General features: G+C 57.7%; 20 protein-coding genes and 1 tRNA gene. 13 read left to right on the forward strand and 8 right to left on the reverse strand.

Going from position 1 to position 16,673, the window contains the following annotated elements:
- Window position 1: 1 nt before the first annotated feature.
- From ACR0IV_RS04095 to ACR0IV_RS04125, 7 genes are all read right to left on the reverse strand, one after another.
- Window positions 2-775 carry an ABC transporter ATP-binding protein gene (locus ACR0IV_RS04095; protein WP_480657709.1) on the reverse strand — a complete coding sequence of 258 codons (774 nt, stop codon included), beginning with the start codon at window positions 773-775 and terminating at the stop codon, window positions 2-4.
- Complete coding sequence (locus ACR0IV_RS04100; RefSeq protein WP_480657708.1) at window positions 772-1,536, reverse strand: ABC transporter ATP-binding protein; 765 nt, start codon at window positions 1,534-1,536, stop codon at window positions 772-774. Before ACR0IV_RS04100 ends, ACR0IV_RS04095 begins: the two co-directional genes overlap by 4 nt.
- Window positions 1,533-2,630 (reverse strand): branched-chain amino acid ABC transporter permease, encoded by a 1,098-nt coding sequence (locus ACR0IV_RS04105; protein WP_480657706.1) that lies wholly within the window; start codon window positions 2,628-2,630, stop codon window positions 1,533-1,535. The genes ACR0IV_RS04100 and ACR0IV_RS04105 overlap by 4 nt, the downstream gene beginning before the upstream one ends.
- 5 nt (window positions 2,631-2,635) lie before the next feature.
- On the reverse strand, window positions 2,636-3,511 hold the full coding sequence (locus ACR0IV_RS04110; protein WP_480657704.1) for a branched-chain amino acid ABC transporter permease: 876 nt from the start codon (window positions 3,509-3,511) through the stop codon (window positions 2,636-2,638).
- 42 nt (window positions 3,512-3,553) lie between these two features.
- Window positions 3,554-4,582, reverse strand: a complete 1,029-nt coding sequence (locus ACR0IV_RS04115; RefSeq protein WP_480658562.1) for an alcohol dehydrogenase catalytic domain-containing protein — start codon at window positions 4,580-4,582, stop codon at window positions 3,554-3,556.
- Between the two features lie 185 nt (window positions 4,583-4,767).
- Entirely contained in the window at window positions 4,768-5,322 is a 555-nt protein-coding gene (locus ACR0IV_RS04120; RefSeq protein ID WP_480657702.1) for a hypothetical protein, read from the reverse strand.
- Between the two features lie 192 nt (window positions 5,323-5,514).
- Window positions 5,515-5,604: transfer RNA gene (locus ACR0IV_RS04125), tRNA-Ser, on the reverse strand.
- 123 nt (window positions 5,605-5,727) lie between these two features.
- On the opposite strand from ACR0IV_RS04125, the gene ACR0IV_RS04130 reads away from it, so the two are divergent.
- The 9 genes from ACR0IV_RS04130 (at window position 5,728) to ACR0IV_RS04170 (ending at window position 13,172) form a co-directional block, all read left to right on the forward strand.
- Window positions 5,728-6,561, forward strand: a complete 834-nt coding sequence (locus ACR0IV_RS04130; RefSeq protein ID WP_480657701.1) for a DUF2059 domain-containing protein — start codon at window positions 5,728-5,730, stop codon at window positions 6,559-6,561.
- Window positions 6,561-7,367 carry a DUF2059 domain-containing protein gene (locus ACR0IV_RS04135; protein WP_480657699.1) on the forward strand — a complete coding sequence of 269 codons (807 nt, stop codon included), beginning with the start codon at window positions 6,561-6,563 and terminating at the stop codon, window positions 7,365-7,367. Before ACR0IV_RS04130 ends, ACR0IV_RS04135 begins: the two co-directional genes overlap by 1 nt.
- Window positions 7,368-7,575: 208 nt before the next feature.
- The gene (locus ACR0IV_RS04140) at window positions 7,576-8,187 is read left to right on the forward strand and encodes a 50S ribosomal protein L21 (RefSeq protein ID WP_480657697.1); all 612 of its coding nucleotides are present in this window, start codon (window positions 7,576-7,578) and stop codon (window positions 8,185-8,187) included.
- An 11-nt stretch (window positions 8,188-8,198) separates the two neighbouring features.
- The gene (gene rpmA, locus ACR0IV_RS04145) at window positions 8,199-8,468 is read left to right on the forward strand and encodes a 50S ribosomal protein L27 (RefSeq protein WP_039535512.1); all 270 of its coding nucleotides are present in this window, start codon (window positions 8,199-8,201) and stop codon (window positions 8,466-8,468) included.
- Window positions 8,469-8,562: 94 nt separating this feature from the next.
- A complete protein-coding gene (locus ACR0IV_RS04150) occupies window positions 8,563-9,171 on the forward strand; it encodes a LysE family translocator (RefSeq protein ID WP_480657695.1) in 609 nt (202 codons plus the stop codon).
- Entirely contained in the window at window positions 9,168-9,704 is a 537-nt protein-coding gene (locus ACR0IV_RS04155; protein WP_480469825.1) for a GNAT family N-acetyltransferase, read from the forward strand. The genes ACR0IV_RS04150 and ACR0IV_RS04155 overlap by 4 nt, the downstream gene beginning before the upstream one ends.
- Before the next feature lie 37 nt (window positions 9,705-9,741).
- On the forward strand, window positions 9,742-10,776 hold the full coding sequence (gene obgE, locus ACR0IV_RS04160; RefSeq protein ID WP_480657694.1) for a GTPase ObgE: 1,035 nt from the start codon (window positions 9,742-9,744) through the stop codon (window positions 10,774-10,776).
- On the forward strand, window positions 10,764-11,870 hold the full coding sequence (gene proB, locus ACR0IV_RS04165; RefSeq protein ID WP_480657692.1) for a glutamate 5-kinase: 1,107 nt from the start codon (window positions 10,764-10,766) through the stop codon (window positions 11,868-11,870). The genes obgE and proB overlap by 13 nt, the downstream gene beginning before the upstream one ends.
- Window positions 11,871-11,909: 39 nt before the next feature.
- A complete protein-coding gene (locus ACR0IV_RS04170) occupies window positions 11,910-13,172 on the forward strand; it encodes a glutamate-5-semialdehyde dehydrogenase (protein ID WP_480657691.1) in 1,263 nt (420 codons plus the stop codon).
- Here ACR0IV_RS04170 and ACR0IV_RS04175 read toward each other — a convergent pair.
- Window positions 13,169-13,765: a histidine phosphotransferase family protein gene (locus ACR0IV_RS04175; protein ID WP_480657690.1), complete on the reverse strand. Its 597-nt coding sequence runs from the start codon at window positions 13,763-13,765 to the stop codon at window positions 13,169-13,171. The genes ACR0IV_RS04170 and ACR0IV_RS04175 overlap by 4 nt on opposite strands.
- 44 nt (window positions 13,766-13,809) lie before the next feature.
- Between ACR0IV_RS04175 and ACR0IV_RS04180 the strand changes: the two genes are divergently transcribed.
- The 4 genes from ACR0IV_RS04180 to rpsB all read left to right on the forward strand — a co-directional run bounded on the left by ACR0IV_RS04180 (window position 13,810) and on the right by rpsB (window position 16,671).
- On the forward strand, window positions 13,810-13,992 hold the full coding sequence (locus tag ACR0IV_RS04180) for a DUF3553 domain-containing protein (protein WP_010440107.1): 183 nt from the start codon (window positions 13,810-13,812) through the stop codon (window positions 13,990-13,992).
- 113 nt (window positions 13,993-14,105) lie between these two features.
- Window positions 14,106-14,861, forward strand: coding sequence for an L-ornithine N(alpha)-acyltransferase (gene olsB / locus ACR0IV_RS04185; protein ID WP_480657689.1), 756 nt, complete (start codon window positions 14,106-14,108; stop codon window positions 14,859-14,861).
- Between the two features lie 4 nt (window positions 14,862-14,865).
- Complete coding sequence (olsA, locus tag ACR0IV_RS04190; RefSeq protein WP_480657688.1) at window positions 14,866-15,702, forward strand: lyso-ornithine lipid O-acyltransferase; 837 nt, start codon at window positions 14,866-14,868, stop codon at window positions 15,700-15,702.
- A gap of 168 nt (window positions 15,703-15,870) precedes the next feature.
- Window positions 15,871-16,671, forward strand: coding sequence for a 30S ribosomal protein S2 (gene rpsB / locus ACR0IV_RS04195; protein ID WP_480469818.1), 801 nt, complete (start codon window positions 15,871-15,873; stop codon window positions 16,669-16,671).
- Window positions 16,672-16,673 lie beyond the last annotated feature (2 nt).

The raw sequence follows: 16,673 nt of genomic DNA on the forward strand, positions 1-16,673 counted from the left end.
CTCACCTCCAGGTCTTCTTGCGTTTCCAGCGGCGGTTTTCCCGCGCACCTTCCTCCTGAACGCCCAGATAGAAATTCTGGATATCCTCGGACTGCAGCAAGGTTTCAGCCGCGCCATCCATGACGATCCGCCCGATCTCCATCACATAGCCATGGTGGGCAAGCTCCAGCGCCGCATTCGCATTCTGCTCAACCAGCATCATTGTCATGTTCTGCTCGTCATTCAGGCGTTTCAGGATGCCGAAAATCTCTTGCACCAGCAGTGGGGACAGGCCCAGCGAAGGCTCGTCCAGCAGCATGATGCGTGGGTTGGCCATAAGGCCTCGCCCGATTGCCAGCATCTGCTGCTGCCCGCCAGATAGCGTACCAGCCTCTTGTGTGCGGCGCTCTTTCAAGACGGGAAAATATGAAAAAACCAGATCGCGATCATGATCGATCTGGCCTTTATCCGAAAGGGTATAGGCCCCAAGGCTCAGGTTTTCATCAACCGTCAACAGCGGGAAAACCTCGCGTCCCTCCGGCACATGAACGATGCCCTGCTGCACCACCTTATGTGGTTCCGATCCCTGTATCTGCTGACCATCAAATGTGATCGTGCCTTTTTCAGGATCCATCACGCCTGATACGGTTTTCATCAGAGTCGTCTTGCCCGCGCCATTTGCGCCCAGGATCGAGACGATCTGACCCGGGTGCACATCCAGCGATACACCGCGAATGGCCATGATCGGACCATAGAAGCTTTCGATATTGCGGATGCTGAGGATCGGTTGGCTCATGAGGCCTTTCCCAGATAGGCCTCGACCACGGCCGGATGCGATTGAACTTCTGCCGGGGTTCCTAGCGCAAGTTTTGCTCCGTCTGCCATCGCCAGCACCCGGTCGGAAACGCCCGAGACCAGTCCCATGTCATGTTCCACCATCAGAACGGTGATCCCCATCTGCCGCCGGATATCATCAATCCACCAGCGCATATCGGTGGTCTCTTCCACCGACAGGCCCGAGGCGGGTTCGTCCAGCAGCAGCAACTTCGGATCAGTGGCAAGCGCGCGGGCGACCTCGACCACCTTGCGCACGCCGTAAGGCAGGCCCGAGATCATCTTGTCGCGAAAGGCCTGAAGATCGAGGAAGTCGATGATTTCCTCAACCTTTTCGCGGTTTTCGATCTCTTGCCTGCGCGCGGAAGGCGTGAACAGGATTTCCGAGATCAGGTTGGTCTTGCGATGGCGGTGACGCCCGACCAGAAGGTTCTGCAAAACGGTTGCGTGCTCGAACAGCTCGATATTCTGGAACGTCCGCGCAACACCATAAGCCGCGACGGCCGAGGGTTTGACACGCAGCAGGTCATGCCCATCAAACCGGATCGCCCCGGCAAAGGGGTCGTAAAAGCGCGAGATCAGGTTGAAGACCGTCGATTTTCCCGCGCCGTTCGGGCCGACAATGGCGAATACCTCGCCCTCCTGGACTTCGAATGACAGGTCATCCACCGCAGTCAGCCCGCCGAACTTGAGTGTTACGTTTTCGAACTCCAGCAGGCTCATCTCAGACGCTCCGTCTTGAGGTAGGATTTCTGCCGTTTGAACATGTCCTTGCGGTAGAAGGGAAACAGCTCGAACCATGTTCGGATTTTCAGCCAGCGACCATACAGACCCATTGGCTCAAACAGGATGAAAGCAATCAGGATCATGCCGAAGATGCCAAACTCCAACCCCGGAATGGCGACCGTGTTGCCGCCAAACAGGACGGCCGCGTATTCCTTTGAAATCGACAGGAACTGCGGAAGAAACCCGATCACGATTGCCCCCAGAAACGCGCCATGGATCGAACCTAGTCCGCCGATAACGATCATCATCAGCAATTGGATCGAGATCACAACACTGAACGTCTCATTGTTGAACGCCCCAGCAAACAGCCCCATTAGCGCACCCGCCAGACCGGTGACCGCGCAGGACAGCGCAAACGAAATCGTTTTGGTGCGTGCGATATCAACGCCCATGGCTTGCGCCGAGACCTCAGAATCCCGTGCAGCGATAAAGCTGCGACCCAAAGGCGAGCGCAGCAGGTTGATATACACAAAAGTGACGATGACGGCGACGGTCAGCACCAGCCAGAAGAACTGTCCCGGCGTGGCCCAGCGGTCGACCAGATGCCCGAAGATTTCGACGCCACCAAGATATTTGCCGGCAACGCCTCCGGTGATGGGCTCGGCCAGAACAATGATGTCGTCCATCAGCACGGACAGGGCCAGCGTGAAAATCGCCAGATAGATGCCGTGCAGGCGTAGGGCAGGGATGGCGACCGTTGCGCCGACGATGCCGGTCAACAGGCCTGCCAGCGGGAAAGCCAGCAAAAAGGGCACGCCTGCTTCGATCAGGATGACATTTGCATAACACCCGACGGCCAGAAAGGCGGCATGGCCAAGGCTGGCCTGCCCGGTATGACCGGTCAGGATCATCAGGCCGAGCCCTGCAATGGCCCAGATCAGAACATTGGTCAGTTCCCCAAGATAGAAATCGTCCAGCCACCAAGGTGCGGCGGCAACGATGGCCAACAGGATCAGGTAAAGGCTTAGCTGATAACCGTCCTTCCACGGACGAATGTCCTGCATATAGTTGGTTTTGAAAACAACCCGCATGGCGATCAGACCTTCTTGACCCGCACTTGGCTAAACAGCCCGTGCGGTCGGAAGATCAGCACCGCCAGCAACAAGGCATAGGGGGCAATCTGACTATACCCAGCAGCGATATAGCGGCTGGCGAAAGGCTCAATGACACCTACGATAAGTCCTCCGACCAGGGCGCCGGGCAGGCTGCCGAACCCGCCGATCACCGCAGCCGCGAAAGCCTTGATCCCCAGCAATCCGGTTGTGGGATCAACCGAGCCCTTTGCCGCGAACAAAATCCCGGCAATCCCCGCAACAACTCCGGCCAGAGCCCAGATAAACCCCTGCACCTGCTTGACCGGGATGCCCATATAATACGCCGCCAATTGGTTCTGAGACGCGCCTTGCATCGCAAGCCCCAACTTGGTTTTGCTGAAAAACACGTATAGGCCCCATGTCAGCAGGACGGTGACAACGATCACGGCCACATCCTCCATTCCCAGGACCAGACTACCAAAACGGAATTCCTTACCCGCGAGAGGGTTCTGGAGAGTTTGCGGCTCATGCCCCCAGATCAGCCCGGCGACAAATCGGATTACAAAGCCTAATGCGATGGTCAGGATCACCACAGCTGTCTGGCTTTCGCCAAACAGGCGGCGGATGATCAGCCGGTCGACCAGATACCCCAACGCCCCCATGATCCCCAATGAGATCGGCAGCGCCAACCAAAAGGGCAGGCCCATATACTCTGTGTTGGTCAGGCCGATGGTAACGAAAGCACCCAGCATCATGAAATCGCCCTGCGCGAAATTCACCGCCTCGGTGGCCTTGTAAATCAACACAAAGCCAAGAGCGATCAGGCCATAGACACAGCCGTTCGCCAGCCCGCTGATCAGCAGCTGTGCGTTATCCAATCTCACCCTCCCTCAGCCGGATTTGCCCGGCGCTTTGTTCTACTATGGCGTGATAATCACCTTGCCGTCACTCTTTTTCAGCGCGTTCGCGAGATTTGGCAAAACCTCCCGTAAAGAAAGCCGGGCCGACACGTCCGTGCGCCACCGGCCATCCGCAAACCGCGCTTGAACTTCACCAACAACGCGCATCTGATCAGCAGGGGGTGTGTCCATCATCCAGCGGGTCAGCCAGAACCCTTCAATCTGTTTGCTCATGAATATCAGCTGACCCATCTGTGTCAGCGTCGGCAATTCGGGACTGAGTTTGCCGTAGCACACCCAGCGCGCGCCATTTGGCATGGCGCAGAAAACCTGCTCGGAGAGCTGATCGGCGACAGCATCCAGAAAGACACGGGGTTTCAGGGCTGCGCTGATCTTTGCGAACTGATCTGCAACATCGGCATCACCGGTCACCAGAACTTCGGCAGCTCCAAGCTCTTTCATTGTGTCCGACGTTTCCGCCCGGCGCACCAGCGCGATTGGCTTCAAACCCAGATCACGCCCCAAGCTGCACATAAGTTTGCCTAGCTGACTGGTCGCGGCAGAGACTACAAAAGCCTCTCCGGCGTCGCGGGCAATATCCACCATCGCCATCGCAGTCAGAGGGTTCACGATCTGAGCAGCACCGTCCTCATCCGAAATGTCCGGTCGCAGGGGGATACACATCATCGCTTGCGTCATCACATATTCGGCCCAAGCGCCTGAACCCGCCGCGACAAAGGCCACACGCTGCCCCTGCAGCGCTTCGGCCCCACTACCTGTTGCGACGACATCGCCACAACCTTCGAATCCAGCGGCGGCGCCTTTGACGCGTGGCTGGCCATATTCACCCTTGATGAAGTGGATATCGGAGGGATTGACCGAGGCAGTGCGAAGTTTGATCAGAACCTGCCCGGGGCCTGGCGTGGGGACGGGAAGCTCTGCTTCGGCCAGCCAATCAGACGCCTCAGTCAATGTTGGCCCCGTGGCGCTGCCCGAATACCCTTCATGAGTTTGAACAATAGCGAACATCGTATCGGGCAGGGCGGTCATATGGGATTCCATCGTTACGTTATCTGTGCAGCGGAAGCCTCTGACAAAGCGATCTAATTCCGCGGAATATCTGCTTAGAGGCAAGCAAAGTCAGCCGTCAGGGTCAATCCGCAAAGTCAGTGACGCCGCGGAATCCATTGATTGGCAGTGCGGGTTGGCCTGATGTGGCCAACCCGGCGCGTGTTTTAGGGTTGGGACATCAGCGTGCGCAGGTCCTGAATCTTGGCTACCACGGTTTCTGGCGAAGCTTTGATGTCATCGAGGATCTGGATCACCTGTGTTTTGACATTCTGCGCCAATGCGCTGTCCTGCACAGAAGCAACCATCGCATCATAGTCAAAATTTTGCGCGGTCAGCATCCCGTCCTGCACCCAGGTGTTCAGAAGCTCCTGGCCCTGCGCAGCAAGGGCTGCCACCTGATCGCCTGCCGCAGCGGCGGCCGTATCCGCCTGTTCGGCCACCGCGTTTGCGGCGTCGCTGGCCTGTTCGGTAACTGATGAGGCCGCTTCGCTGGCCTGATCCGCGAGCGATGAAGCCGCCTCGGACGCCTGCTCGGTTGCTTCATTCAATGCTTCAGTTGCAGCTTCTTGCGCGGCGGAAGCGGCTTCACCTACCGCTTCGGTCGCATCCTCAGCAGCGGCTTGCAGCTTTTCAGCCGGTGTGGGCTCGGGTTTGGTTGCAAAATAAAAGGCGCCAGCGCCAATGGCGGCGATGACAACGATAAGTAGTAGGCGTGACATAAGTGTCTCCTTCAAAAGATGTGTCGCCGAGATGGGTTAAATCTACCCCGGCTCAAAGGGGAAAACCCGTGAAATTGCAGCATATTCCGGGTTTGAGCCATGGCACGCTGATTAACCCCACAGTCAACGGCGGGTTCACGCCGCCAGCGATCGCTGTGGCCAATTTTTTTGATGTTGGGGCTTGAAGAATTGTGGCGGAGAGACAGGGATTCGAACCCTGGGTGGGCTTGCACCCACAACGGTTTTCGAGACCGCCCCGTTCGACCACTCCGGCACCTCTCCGCGGGGGTCTGTGAGGGGGGGATTTAGTGAGGAACGCGCAGGGGTGCAAGCAGAAAATTCCCGAAATTCACTAAGACGGGATTTTCCATTGCCAGTACGCAGAAAACACCTAGGCTGATAGTCATGACCTATCATCTACGCCGTTTCACCCTTTGGCTTGTCCTGCCGCTGCTCGCCTTCACTTCAACCGCCCAAGCAGCGAACCGCGACCGGATCGAGGCGTTTCTGACCACAACCGGTTTCGATGTGGCGCTTGAGAGCATTGCACTGGCTTCGGCCTCGGCCCCGCAAATGCTGGGGATTGATGCTGACGGCTTCGGCTCGGATTGGAGCAGGCTGACCGAAGAGGTGTTCGATACCGAAGAGATGCACGATACAGCCGTTTCGATACTCGAACAGACCCTCAACGACGATGCCCTGAAACATGCGGTTGAATTCTACGCGTCGGATCTGGGGCAAAGACTGGTTGTTGCTGAGAACGCCGCGCATATGGACGACGATGACGCGGCGAAACAGCAGCAAGGGCAGGAGATTGTGTCCGAGTTGATCAAAAGCGGCTCGAACCGCGTCGAAAGCTTGAAGCGGATGAACCGGGCTGTGGATGCAAGCGATACATCTTTGCGGGCTCTGCAGGAAATTCAGGTGCGGTTTTTGCTGGCGGCCAGCGCGTCCGGCATCATTGAACTGCAACTCAATGGCGACGAATTGCGTGAGATGATGCGACAGAACGAGGGCGAAACGCGTCGGTCCTTGCAGATATCTGCACTGGCAGGCGCGGCCTATACGTATCAGGACTTCTCGGATGCGGATGTAGATGCCTATGTCGAAGCGCTGGAGCAGCCGCTGATGCAGGAGGTGTATGAGCTGCTGAATGCCATTCAGTACGAGATCATGGCCATGCGCTTTGAGGTTCTGGCCACGCGTATGGCCGAGCTGCGCCCTGCGCAAGACATCTGATGCGCTTACTGGACGCTGTACTGGCGCTGTTCCTATCAGCCGTCCCGCTCGCCGCTGGGGAGCAGGTTGAGCGTCTGACGCAGGCTATGCAGCTGTCAGAGTTCCTTGAAATCCTGAGCGAAGAGGGGCAGACCCAAGGCCAGTCGATAAATGAAACGATACTCGGCAGCGCGGGCGGATCCTATTTCGAGGCTCAGATCGAAGAGCTCTATGATCCGGTCTGGATGCATCAGCAAATGTCGAACGCTGTAGAACGGAATATGACCGACGCTCAACTGGAACAGGCCGCAATCTTCTTCGAAAGTGATCTGGGCCAGACCATAGTATCGCTCGAGAATTCGGCCCGCCGAGCCTTGTCCGACGATGCGATTGAGGAGATGGCCCGCGCAGCTTATGAACAGGCTGATCATGACGATGCCTTGTTCCGCCTGGTTGATGAGTATGTTCAGGTCAATGACCTGATTGAACAGAATGTCCGGGGAACACTGAGTGCCGATCTCAGCTTCTACCGGGGACTGGCGAGCGGGCAGGGGCCGCTTGCGGACGAAGGGGCGTGGCTTGAGCAGTTGCTCGCGCAGCAGGACGAAACAAAGGAAGAGACGACGGAATGGATGTACTCCTTCCTGTTAATGGCTTATCAGCCGCTGTCCGAATCCGAGATGCGGGAAAATATCGCCTTTTCACGTACCGAAACCGGACGGGCCTTGAACAAGGCACTGTTTGAAGGGTTCGATCAGATGATCGACGGCATCTCATTCCAGTTGGGACAGATTGTTGCACAGGCAATGCAAGCCTCTGATCTGTGACTGCCGAATTGGGTTGACTTTGCCCCTGAATGTTTAGATAAGCGCGCATCCCGGCCGGAATCTCCGCGCCGGGTCTCGTTATTATTGACCTATCGGGCTGGTCCCGCGGGTCGTCACACAGCCCGAAAAGGGCGCGCTGTTCGAGGTGGCCGAGGCCAGTAACACCCAACCGGGGACCACAGAACGCGGGTTAGAAAAGGAAAGACGCATGTTTGCGGTCCTCAAGACTGGCGGCAAGCAGTACAAGGTTCAGGCGGGCGATGTGCTCCGCGTTGAAAAACTGGCTGCCGACGCAGGTGAAAAAGTTCAATTCAACGATGTTCTGATGCTGGGCGGCGACGCTCCGGTTGTTGGTGCACCTTTCGTTGAAGGCGCAGGCGTACAGGCCGAAGTGATCGAACAGATCAAAGGTGACAAGGTCATCAAATTCGTCAAGCGCCGTCGTAAGCACAGCTCGAAGCGTACCGTTGGCCACCGTCAGAAACTGACTCTGGTCAAGATCACCGACATCCTGTTGTCGGGCGCTGACAAGTCGGGCATCAAAGCTGCAACCGGTTCCGCTCCGGCTGGCGAAGCGGCACCTGCTGCAAAGCCTGCCAAGAAAGCTGAAGCCAAGGCAGAGGCACCCGCCGCTGCTGCCGCTGACGATCTGACCAAGCTGAACGGTGTCGGCCCTGCCGCTGCCAAAAAGCTGGTTGAGGCCGGTATCGAGAGCTTTGCCGCTCTGGCCGCCTTGTCGGATGAGCAGATTGCTGCTATCGACACCATCAAAGTAAAACCCGAATGGGTTGAGCAAGCCAAAGAGCTGGCTCAGGGCTAAGGAGAGAGAGAATGGCACATAAGAAAGCTGGCGGTTCCTCCCGTAACGGTCGCGACTCAGCTGGTCGCCGCCTTGGCGTGAAACTGTATGGTGGCCAGGCCGCCATCGCAGGCAACATCATCGTGCGTCAGCGCGGCACCAAGTTCTGGCCGGGCGAAGGCGTAGGCATGGGCAAAGACCATACCATCTTTGCAACCACCGATGGCGCCGTGAAGTTCCATAAGGGACTTAAAAACCGCACCTTTATTTCGGTCCTGCCAGTGGCGGAGGCCGCAGAGTAAGCCGAAACCCAGAAGGTTTAAGAAAAATTCATGGGGGACCGGCACAAAGTGCCGGTCCCTTTTTCGTTTTAACGCAGTTGTGAACAAGAACCCGATGGCCGTCGCAACCACCAGTTTCCTGATTTTTGCCGCCTCTCAGGTCGGCACGCCGGGGCCAGCCAACATGGTCCTCCTGGGAACAGGTGCGCGTTATGGCTTTCGGGCGGCGCTGCCCTTTGTAGGCGGGGTCATTCTGGGTAAACAGTTGATCATCTGGCCTGTCGGGTTTGGACTGATGCAGGTGGCCGATCAGGCGCCGCTGATGTTCGAAGCGCTCAAATACGCCTCTGCTGCCTATATTTGCTGGCTGGCATGGAAAATCGCTAATCTGCGGCTTTCCAGAGGGCAGGCGGATGAGCAGGTCCCCGGCTTCTTGGCCGGGTTGGTCGTGCATCCGCTTAATCCCAAAGCCTGGGCGATGATTATCGCCGGTTTCACGGGGTTTGTCGCAGCGGGAACATCCAGCTTTAACGCAACGTTTACGATTGCTGTCTGTTTGTTGCTTTGCCAGGTGATTTTACACCCGATCTGGACTTTTGCAGGGGATCGGATCGCCCATGCGGTTGAAGGACGCCCTGCGGAAAAATATCTGATGTGGACGTTAGCGAGTGTCACTGTTGCGTCCGTACTTTTTGTGTTGTTCGGAGGAGGAACGCACTCATGAAACTTGAGACGATAATAAACCAGCCGGTCATTGAAACCGAGCGGTTCGATCTGCGCCCCTTGCGTCGGTCGGATATGGGTCTCATCGAACATTATGCAGGCGATGAGCGCGTGGCGCGCATGACTTCCAGCATACCGCATCCACTCCCGCCGGGTTCAATCGAAGCGTATGTCACGCGCGCGATGGCCGAGGACCGGGACGAGGATGTCTGGGCGATGGATGCCACCAAAGATGGCGGACCAGAACTGATCGGCGTGATTTCCCTGACCCGGCTGGACCGCAACCAGTCCGAGGTCGGTTATTGGGTCGCCCCAGTCTATTGGAATACGGGTGTGGCATCGCTGGCCGTCGAAGCATTGGTGAACGCCAACCCGCTGGAGAACGCCAACATGTTCGCCAGCGTGTTTCAGGATAACCCGGCCTCGGCTCGGGTGCTGACTCATTGCGGGTTCCAGTATCTTGGCGATGCGGAAAGTTATTCGGTGGCGCGCGATGCGAATGTGCCCACCTGGACCTATACAAAGAAACTCTGACTTGTGGCCGATGGGGCCTTTGCAGTAGGGGACACACATGAAATTTCTCGATCTTGCAAAGGTCTACATCCGGTCCGGGGCCGGAGGTGGCGGCTGCGTCAGCTTTAGACGCGAAAAGTACATCGAATACGGCGGGCCCGATGGTGGGGACGGCGGTAAGGGCGGCTCGGTCTGGGCCGAGGTTGTGGACGGGCTGAATACCCTGATCGATTTCCGCTACCAGCAGCATTTTTTCGCCAAGAACGGCCAGCCCGGTCGCGGGCAGCAGCGTACCGGCAAGGATGGTGATGATATCGTCCTGCGCGTTCCGGTTGGGACCGAGATTCTGGACGAAGACGAAGAAACCGTGATCTGCGACCTGACCGAGGTCGGCCAACGGTTCCTTCTGGCCAAGGGCGGCAATGGCGGCTTTGGCAACTTGCATTTCAAATCAGCCACCAATCAGGCCCCGCGTCGCGCCAATCCGGGGCAGGCGGGGATCGACCGCACGATCTGGCTGCGGTTGAAGCTGATTGCGGATGTGGGCCTGTTGGGCATGCCCAACGCTGGCAAGTCGACCTTTCTGGCAGCAACATCGAATGCCCGTCCCAAGATCGCTGACTATCCGTTCACTACGCTACACCCCAATCTGGGCGTTGTCGGCGTTGATAACGTGGAATTCGTCGTGGCGGACATTCCCGGTCTGATCGAAGGCGCGCACGAAGGTCGCGGAATTGGAGACCGGTTTCTTGGCCACGTGGAACGCTGTGCGGTGCTGCTGCATCTGGTCGACGGCACCTCGGACACTGTGGTTGAGGACTACCACACCATCATCACCGAACTCGAAGCTTACGGCGGAGAGCTGGCGGATAAGCCGCGTATCACCGTCTTGAACAAGATTGACGCGCTGGATGATGAGGAACGCGACCTGATCAAGACCGAACTGCAAGAGGCCGTCGGCGGCCCGGTCATGACCATGTCCGGCGTCGCACATCTGGGCGTGACCGAAGTGTTGCGTGCTTTGCGGGCACAAATCGACGAAAACCGCCTGCGTCAGAAGCCTGCTGAGGAGGCTGCGCCTTGGCAACCCTGACTCATGCCCGCCGGCTGGTGGTCAAGATCGGATCGGCCTTGTTGGTCGACCGGGACACAGGATTGCTCAGGTCGGATTGGCTGAAATCTCTGGCACAGGACGTGGCCTGGCTGAAGGGGCAGGGGACGGACGTCGTTCTGGTCTCGTCCGGGTCAATCGCGTTGGGTCGAGGCGTACTTGGCCTGCCGATGCAGAACCTGCCGCTGGAACAATCGCAGGCCGCTGCGGCCGTTGGGCAAATCCGGCTCGCCCGTGCGTATGAAGAAGCGTTGGCACCGCATGAGATCAAGACCGCCCAAGTGCTGGTTACGTTGGAAGACAGCGCAGATCGGCGACGGTACCTGAACTCGCGCGCTACTCTGGAAACTCTTCTGGGTCTGGGGGTAGTTCCTATTGTCAACGAAAACGACACAGTCGCAACGGATGAGATCCGATATGGCGACAATGACCGGCTTGCGGCGCAAATTGCCGTGACTATCGGGGCGGATCAGTTGATCCTGCTCTCGGATGTCGATGGGTTCTATTCGGGCAATCCCAACGAGGACGCATCAGCCACCCGTTACGATGTGATTGAACAAATCACGCCCGAGATCGAAGCAATGGCGGGCGATGCCGGGTCGGGGTTATCCAAAGGTGGCATGAAGACCAAACTCCTGGCCGCTAAGATGGCGACGGCGGCTGGGTGTGACATGGCAATTACCGAAGGATCGCCCCTGAACCCGCTGAAAACGCTTGAAAATGGCGCAAACTGCACTTGGTTCACCGCCACGCTCGATCCGCATGCGGCACGGAAACGCTGGATCTCGGCTATGAAACCGCGTGGTGAGATCGTGATCGACGACGGCGCGGCAAAGGCGCTCTCCAATGGCAAGAGCCTGCTACCCGCTGGCATCGTTGCGGTGAACGGAGATTTTGGTCGCGGCGATCCCGTGGCCATTCTGGATGCGCAGGCACGGAGGTTGGCACAAGGGCTCAGCCGCTATACCGCGCAAGAGGCGGATGCGATCAAAGGGCGGAAATCGTCCGAGATCGAAGCGACACTGGGTTATCCCGGCCGAGCGGCGTTGATCCACCGGGACGATCTGGCGCTGTGACGGCGCGACCTGATATACTGAAACCGAAAGGCGCTTGAGATGAAGGATTTCGACAACATTCCCGCAATGATGACCGACCTTGGTGCGCGCGCCAAAGCCGCCTCGCAAGAGCTTGCCTTTGCAAATGCCGAACGCAAGCACGCAGCACTGATTGCGGCAGCCGAAGCTGTTTGGAACAATCGCGCCGACATCATCGAAGCCAATAAGAAAGATCTTGAGTTCGGTCGCGAGAAGGGCCTTAGCCCCGCAATGATGGACCGGTTGATGCTGGATGAGGCGCGCGTTCAGGGCATGGTTGACGGTCTGCGCACAGTGGCTGATCAGGCCGATCCGGTGGGTGAGGTGATGGCCGAATGGGACATGGCCTCGGGCCTGAACATTCAGCGCGTGCGTACGCCTCTGGGCGTGATTGGCGTGATCTATGAAAGCCGCCCGAATGTGACGGCCGATGCGGGCGCTCTGTGCCTGAAATCCGGCAATGCGGTGATCTTGCGTGGCGGGTCGGAAAGTTTTCATTCATCAACTGCGATCCACGCCTGTCTGGTCGAGGGGCTGAAAGCCGCAAATTTGCCCGAAGATGCCATACAGCTTGTGCCCACCCGCGACCGCGCCGCTGTGCAAGAGCTTTTGACCATGACCGATTACGTCGACGTCATTGTGCCCCGAGGCGGCAAAGGTCTTGTGGGCCTTGTCCAACGCGAGGCCCGCGTGCCGGTCTTTGCGCATCTTGAAGGCATCGTTCATATCTATGTCGACAAAGCCGCAGATCCGCAGAAAACGCTGGATGTTGTGCTGAACGCCAAAACCCGTCGCACCGGCATTTGCGGCGCTGCAGAGTGCTTGCTGATTCATCAAGACGTGGCCGAAACGCTTGGTCGCGATCTTGTTGCGGCGCTTCAGACTGCTGGTGTCGTGGTGCACGCAGAAGGTGTGTTGGCGACTGATAATACTGTGCCCGCTACAGATGCAGACTGGGGCAAAGAATATCTCGACAGCATCATTGCCGCGCGACCCGTCGCTGATATTGATGCGGCCATCGCGCATATTCGGAGATACGGCTCAAACCACACCGATTGCATCATGACTGAGGATGCCGTCGCCGCCGATCGATTCTTCGAACGGCTAGACAGCGCGATCCTGATGCACAACGCCTCGACCCAGTTCGCGGATGGTGGAGAGTTTGGTATGGGCGCCGAGATCGGCATTGCCACAGGCAAGATGCATGCGCGCGGCCCAGTTGGCGCCGCTCAACTTACCAGTTTCAAGTATTTGGTGCGTGGTAACGGAACCGTCCGTAGCTAGAACTTCAGCGTGACGCGGGTTGCGGTGGTTTCCGCCGCGACCCTGCGCCCCATCGCGGACGCGGTCTGCGGCAGAAGCGCGAATTGAACCTGTGCCGGGCTGACTTTATCGCCAAAGCAACCGTTCACGACGCCCTTCCACAGGCTGCCGTCGATATTCAGCTTGTCGGCAACACCTGTCACAGCCCATGCGCCGTCTTGTGTCGTGATATCAACCTCACCACCAAAGGGCATCGCGCTTTCGCAACACATCAGGGCCAAAAAGGCCAGTTTGACCTGATTGCGGGGCAACGCATCTGTCAGGTTCCAGTTGATGCGGACCCGACCCGCGCGTTCCACGTCACGCAACAGCTCGCTCACTTCGGTCCGCCCCAGAGGCTGATCGCTGGCAGAGCCAAAGGCCACCCGAAAGAACCGGATCCGTGCGCCCGCGCTGCCGACACTGCCCGAGATCAGCTCCATCTCAGGGCCTTGCACTGCACCGACCATCTCCAACAGTTCCAACCCGTTGGTAATAGCCCCGATCGGGCTGATCAGGTCATGGCAAATCCGCGATCCGATCAACTCGGCCAGGTTGACGTCAGTTGCACCCATGCGTACCTCCTGCTGTATCTGCCGCAAGAAGCCGGAGCCCCGATATGACAGACCTGAATGCTATTCTTGCACCAGGCATGTATGTCCGCCACCCCGATTTCCCCGATTGGGGCGTTGGACAGGTGCAGTCCAATATCGGAGGCAAGATCACCGTGAACTTTCGCGAGCAGGGAAAAGTGGTAATCGACGGGACACGCATAGCCCTGATGCCGGTCTTTGATCCGTGAAACTGGTTTAGGAAAGGTTAACGCCGTCGACCATAAGTGCGAACCGTCGCGGAAATATTGCCATCGCCCGGAAACCTGCGCTATCAGCGCAAAACTCTTAGACGGAATTCTCGATGCCAGACACAGGCCCTTCGTTCACAATTAAGCTGGCCGAAACCGATGATGAACTGCGCGCCGCTCAGCGTCTGCGCTATGATGTATTCGTTCAAGAACTTGGCGGCGGCGGCGAAATGGTCGATCACGAGGCCAGATTGGAACGAGATCAATTCGATCCGTATTTTGACCATATGCTGGCTGTCGACAATCAGACTGGGAAAACCGTCGGTGTTTACAGGCTTTTACCGGGTGAACGCGCCGCAGAACTTGGGCAGTTCTATTCCGAAGATGAGTATGATCTGACCGTGCTTAAGGAAAGCGGACGAAAGCTGCTGGAACTCGGCCGATCTTGCTTGCATCGGGACTATCGCGGCGGCACCGCGATGTACCATCTTTGGAACGGATTGGCCGCATACGTAGCTGAACGAGAGATCGAGGTTCTGTTCGGAGTTGCCAGCTTTCACGGCATCGATATCCATGCTCTGGCGCAGCCGCTGTCGATGCTACATCACAATCATCTGGCCCCACTTGATCTCAGGGTTCGCGCGCAGCCGGACGTATATCAATCGATGGATCTGGTCGCGAAGGACGCACTGGACCGCCGAGCAGCAATGGTGCAGGTGCCCGCGCTGATCAAAGCTTACCTGCGCCTGGGAGGTTTTGTGGGCGAGGGGGTCTTTATCGATCATGCCTTTAACACGACTGATGTGTGCCTGATCCTTGATACCGCCCGTATGAACGAACGGCAGCGCCGAATTTACAGCGGAGCCTGAACCGGTGAGCGACACCTCGTGGCAAAGTGACGACGATCCCGATCCTTTAGAACTGGGAATCGCGGGCTGGCTCTTGGCAATCTTGCGCGGTTTGCCATTGGCGGTGCTTGTTTTTGGTGGGCTGATCATTCTGCTAATCGTGCGCATGATCGAGCGTCCCCTGTTCGGGCTCCGTCGCCCGATCACGCCGTTCATCACTCAGATGGTCTGCCGAAATGCATTTCGCATCTTGGGCATCGGTTTTCGATCCTCCGGCACGTTGATGCAAGAACGCGGTGCTGTCGTCGCGAACCATACTTCATGGCTTGATATCTTTGCGCTCAACGCGCGCAAGCGTGTCTATTTTGTTTCAAAGGCCGAGGTCGCGAAATGGCCCGGTATCGGTTGGCTGGCCCGCGCGACCGGAACGGTATTTATCGAACGCGACCGAAAGAAAGCGCGCGAACAAACACTTGTATTTCGAGAACGCCTATCTGCAGGCCATAAACTCTTGTTCTTTCCGGAAGGCACCTCGACTGACGGTCTTCGCGTTTTGCCATTCAAATCAACGCTTTTCGCTGCATTCTTTGCTGATGAATTGCGTGATTTCATGTATGTACAACCGGTGTCTGTTGTCTATCACGCACCCAAAGAGCAGCCGGGCCGGTTCTATGGCTGGTGGGGCGATATGGATTTCGGGCCTCACTTGTTGAAAACGCTCGGCGCACGCAGGCAAGGATCGGTTGAGCTGATCTATCACGCGCCAGCAAAAGTAAACGACTTCGGTAATCGCAAGGAATTGGCCACGCATTGCGAAGAGGCTGTGCGTCACGCCCATGCGCTCGCTTTGCTTGAAAAATAAGGGCAAAAGGCCCTTGCGCTGCCACCAAACCTGCCGTATACGCGCGCCATTCAAACCCGCAGGCGGGGTTTGGGCTTTATAGGGGAGACATCCTTATCTGGCCCGCCGGTTGGAGCATCCGCTTCTTTCACCCCCGCCGAGGCGTAAACCGGAAAAGGAAAGAATAGCATGGCTCTTCCCGAGTTCTCCATGCGTCAGCTGCTGGAAGCTGGCGTTCACTTTGGTCACCAGACACAGCGTTGGAATCCCCGCATGGGCCCGTTCATCTACGGCTCGCGCAATGGAATCCACATCATGGACCTGACCCAGACCGTTCCAATGCTGGATCAGGCTCTGCAGGCTGTTCGTGACACCGTCGCTAAAGGTGGCCGCGTTCTGTTCGTAGGCACCAAGCGTCAGGCCGCTGGCCCGATCGCTGAAGCGGCTGAAAAGTCGGCTCAGTACTACATGAACCACCGCTGGCTGGGCGGCACGCTGACCAACTGGAAAACCGTTTCCCAGTCGATCAACCGTCTGAACCAAATCGACGAAGCGATGGAATCGGGCGCTGAAGGCCTGACCAAGAAAGAGCGTCTGGGCATGGAGCGTGATCAGGCCAAGCTGCAGGCATCGCTGGGCGGTATCCGCGAAATGGGCGGCGTTCCTGATCTGCTGTTCGTCATCGACGTCAAAAAAGAAGCACTGGCCATCGCCGAAGCCAACAAGCTGGGTATCCCGGTTGTGGCTGTTGTCGATACTAACTGCTCGCCCGACGGCGTTGACTACATCATCCCCGGCAACGACGACGCGGCCCGCGCAATCGCTCTGTACTGTGACCTAGCTGCACGTGCCGCTCTGGACGGTATGACCGCTCAGATGGGTGCTGCAGGTGTTGACCTGGGCGCGTTCGAAGAAGCTCCGGTTGAGGAAGTGGTTGCTGAAGAAGCACCCGCAGAAGAAGCCGCACCGGAAGCCAAAGCCGAAGCGTAAGC

Source organism: Ruegeria sp. C2, from assembly GCF_056537765.1.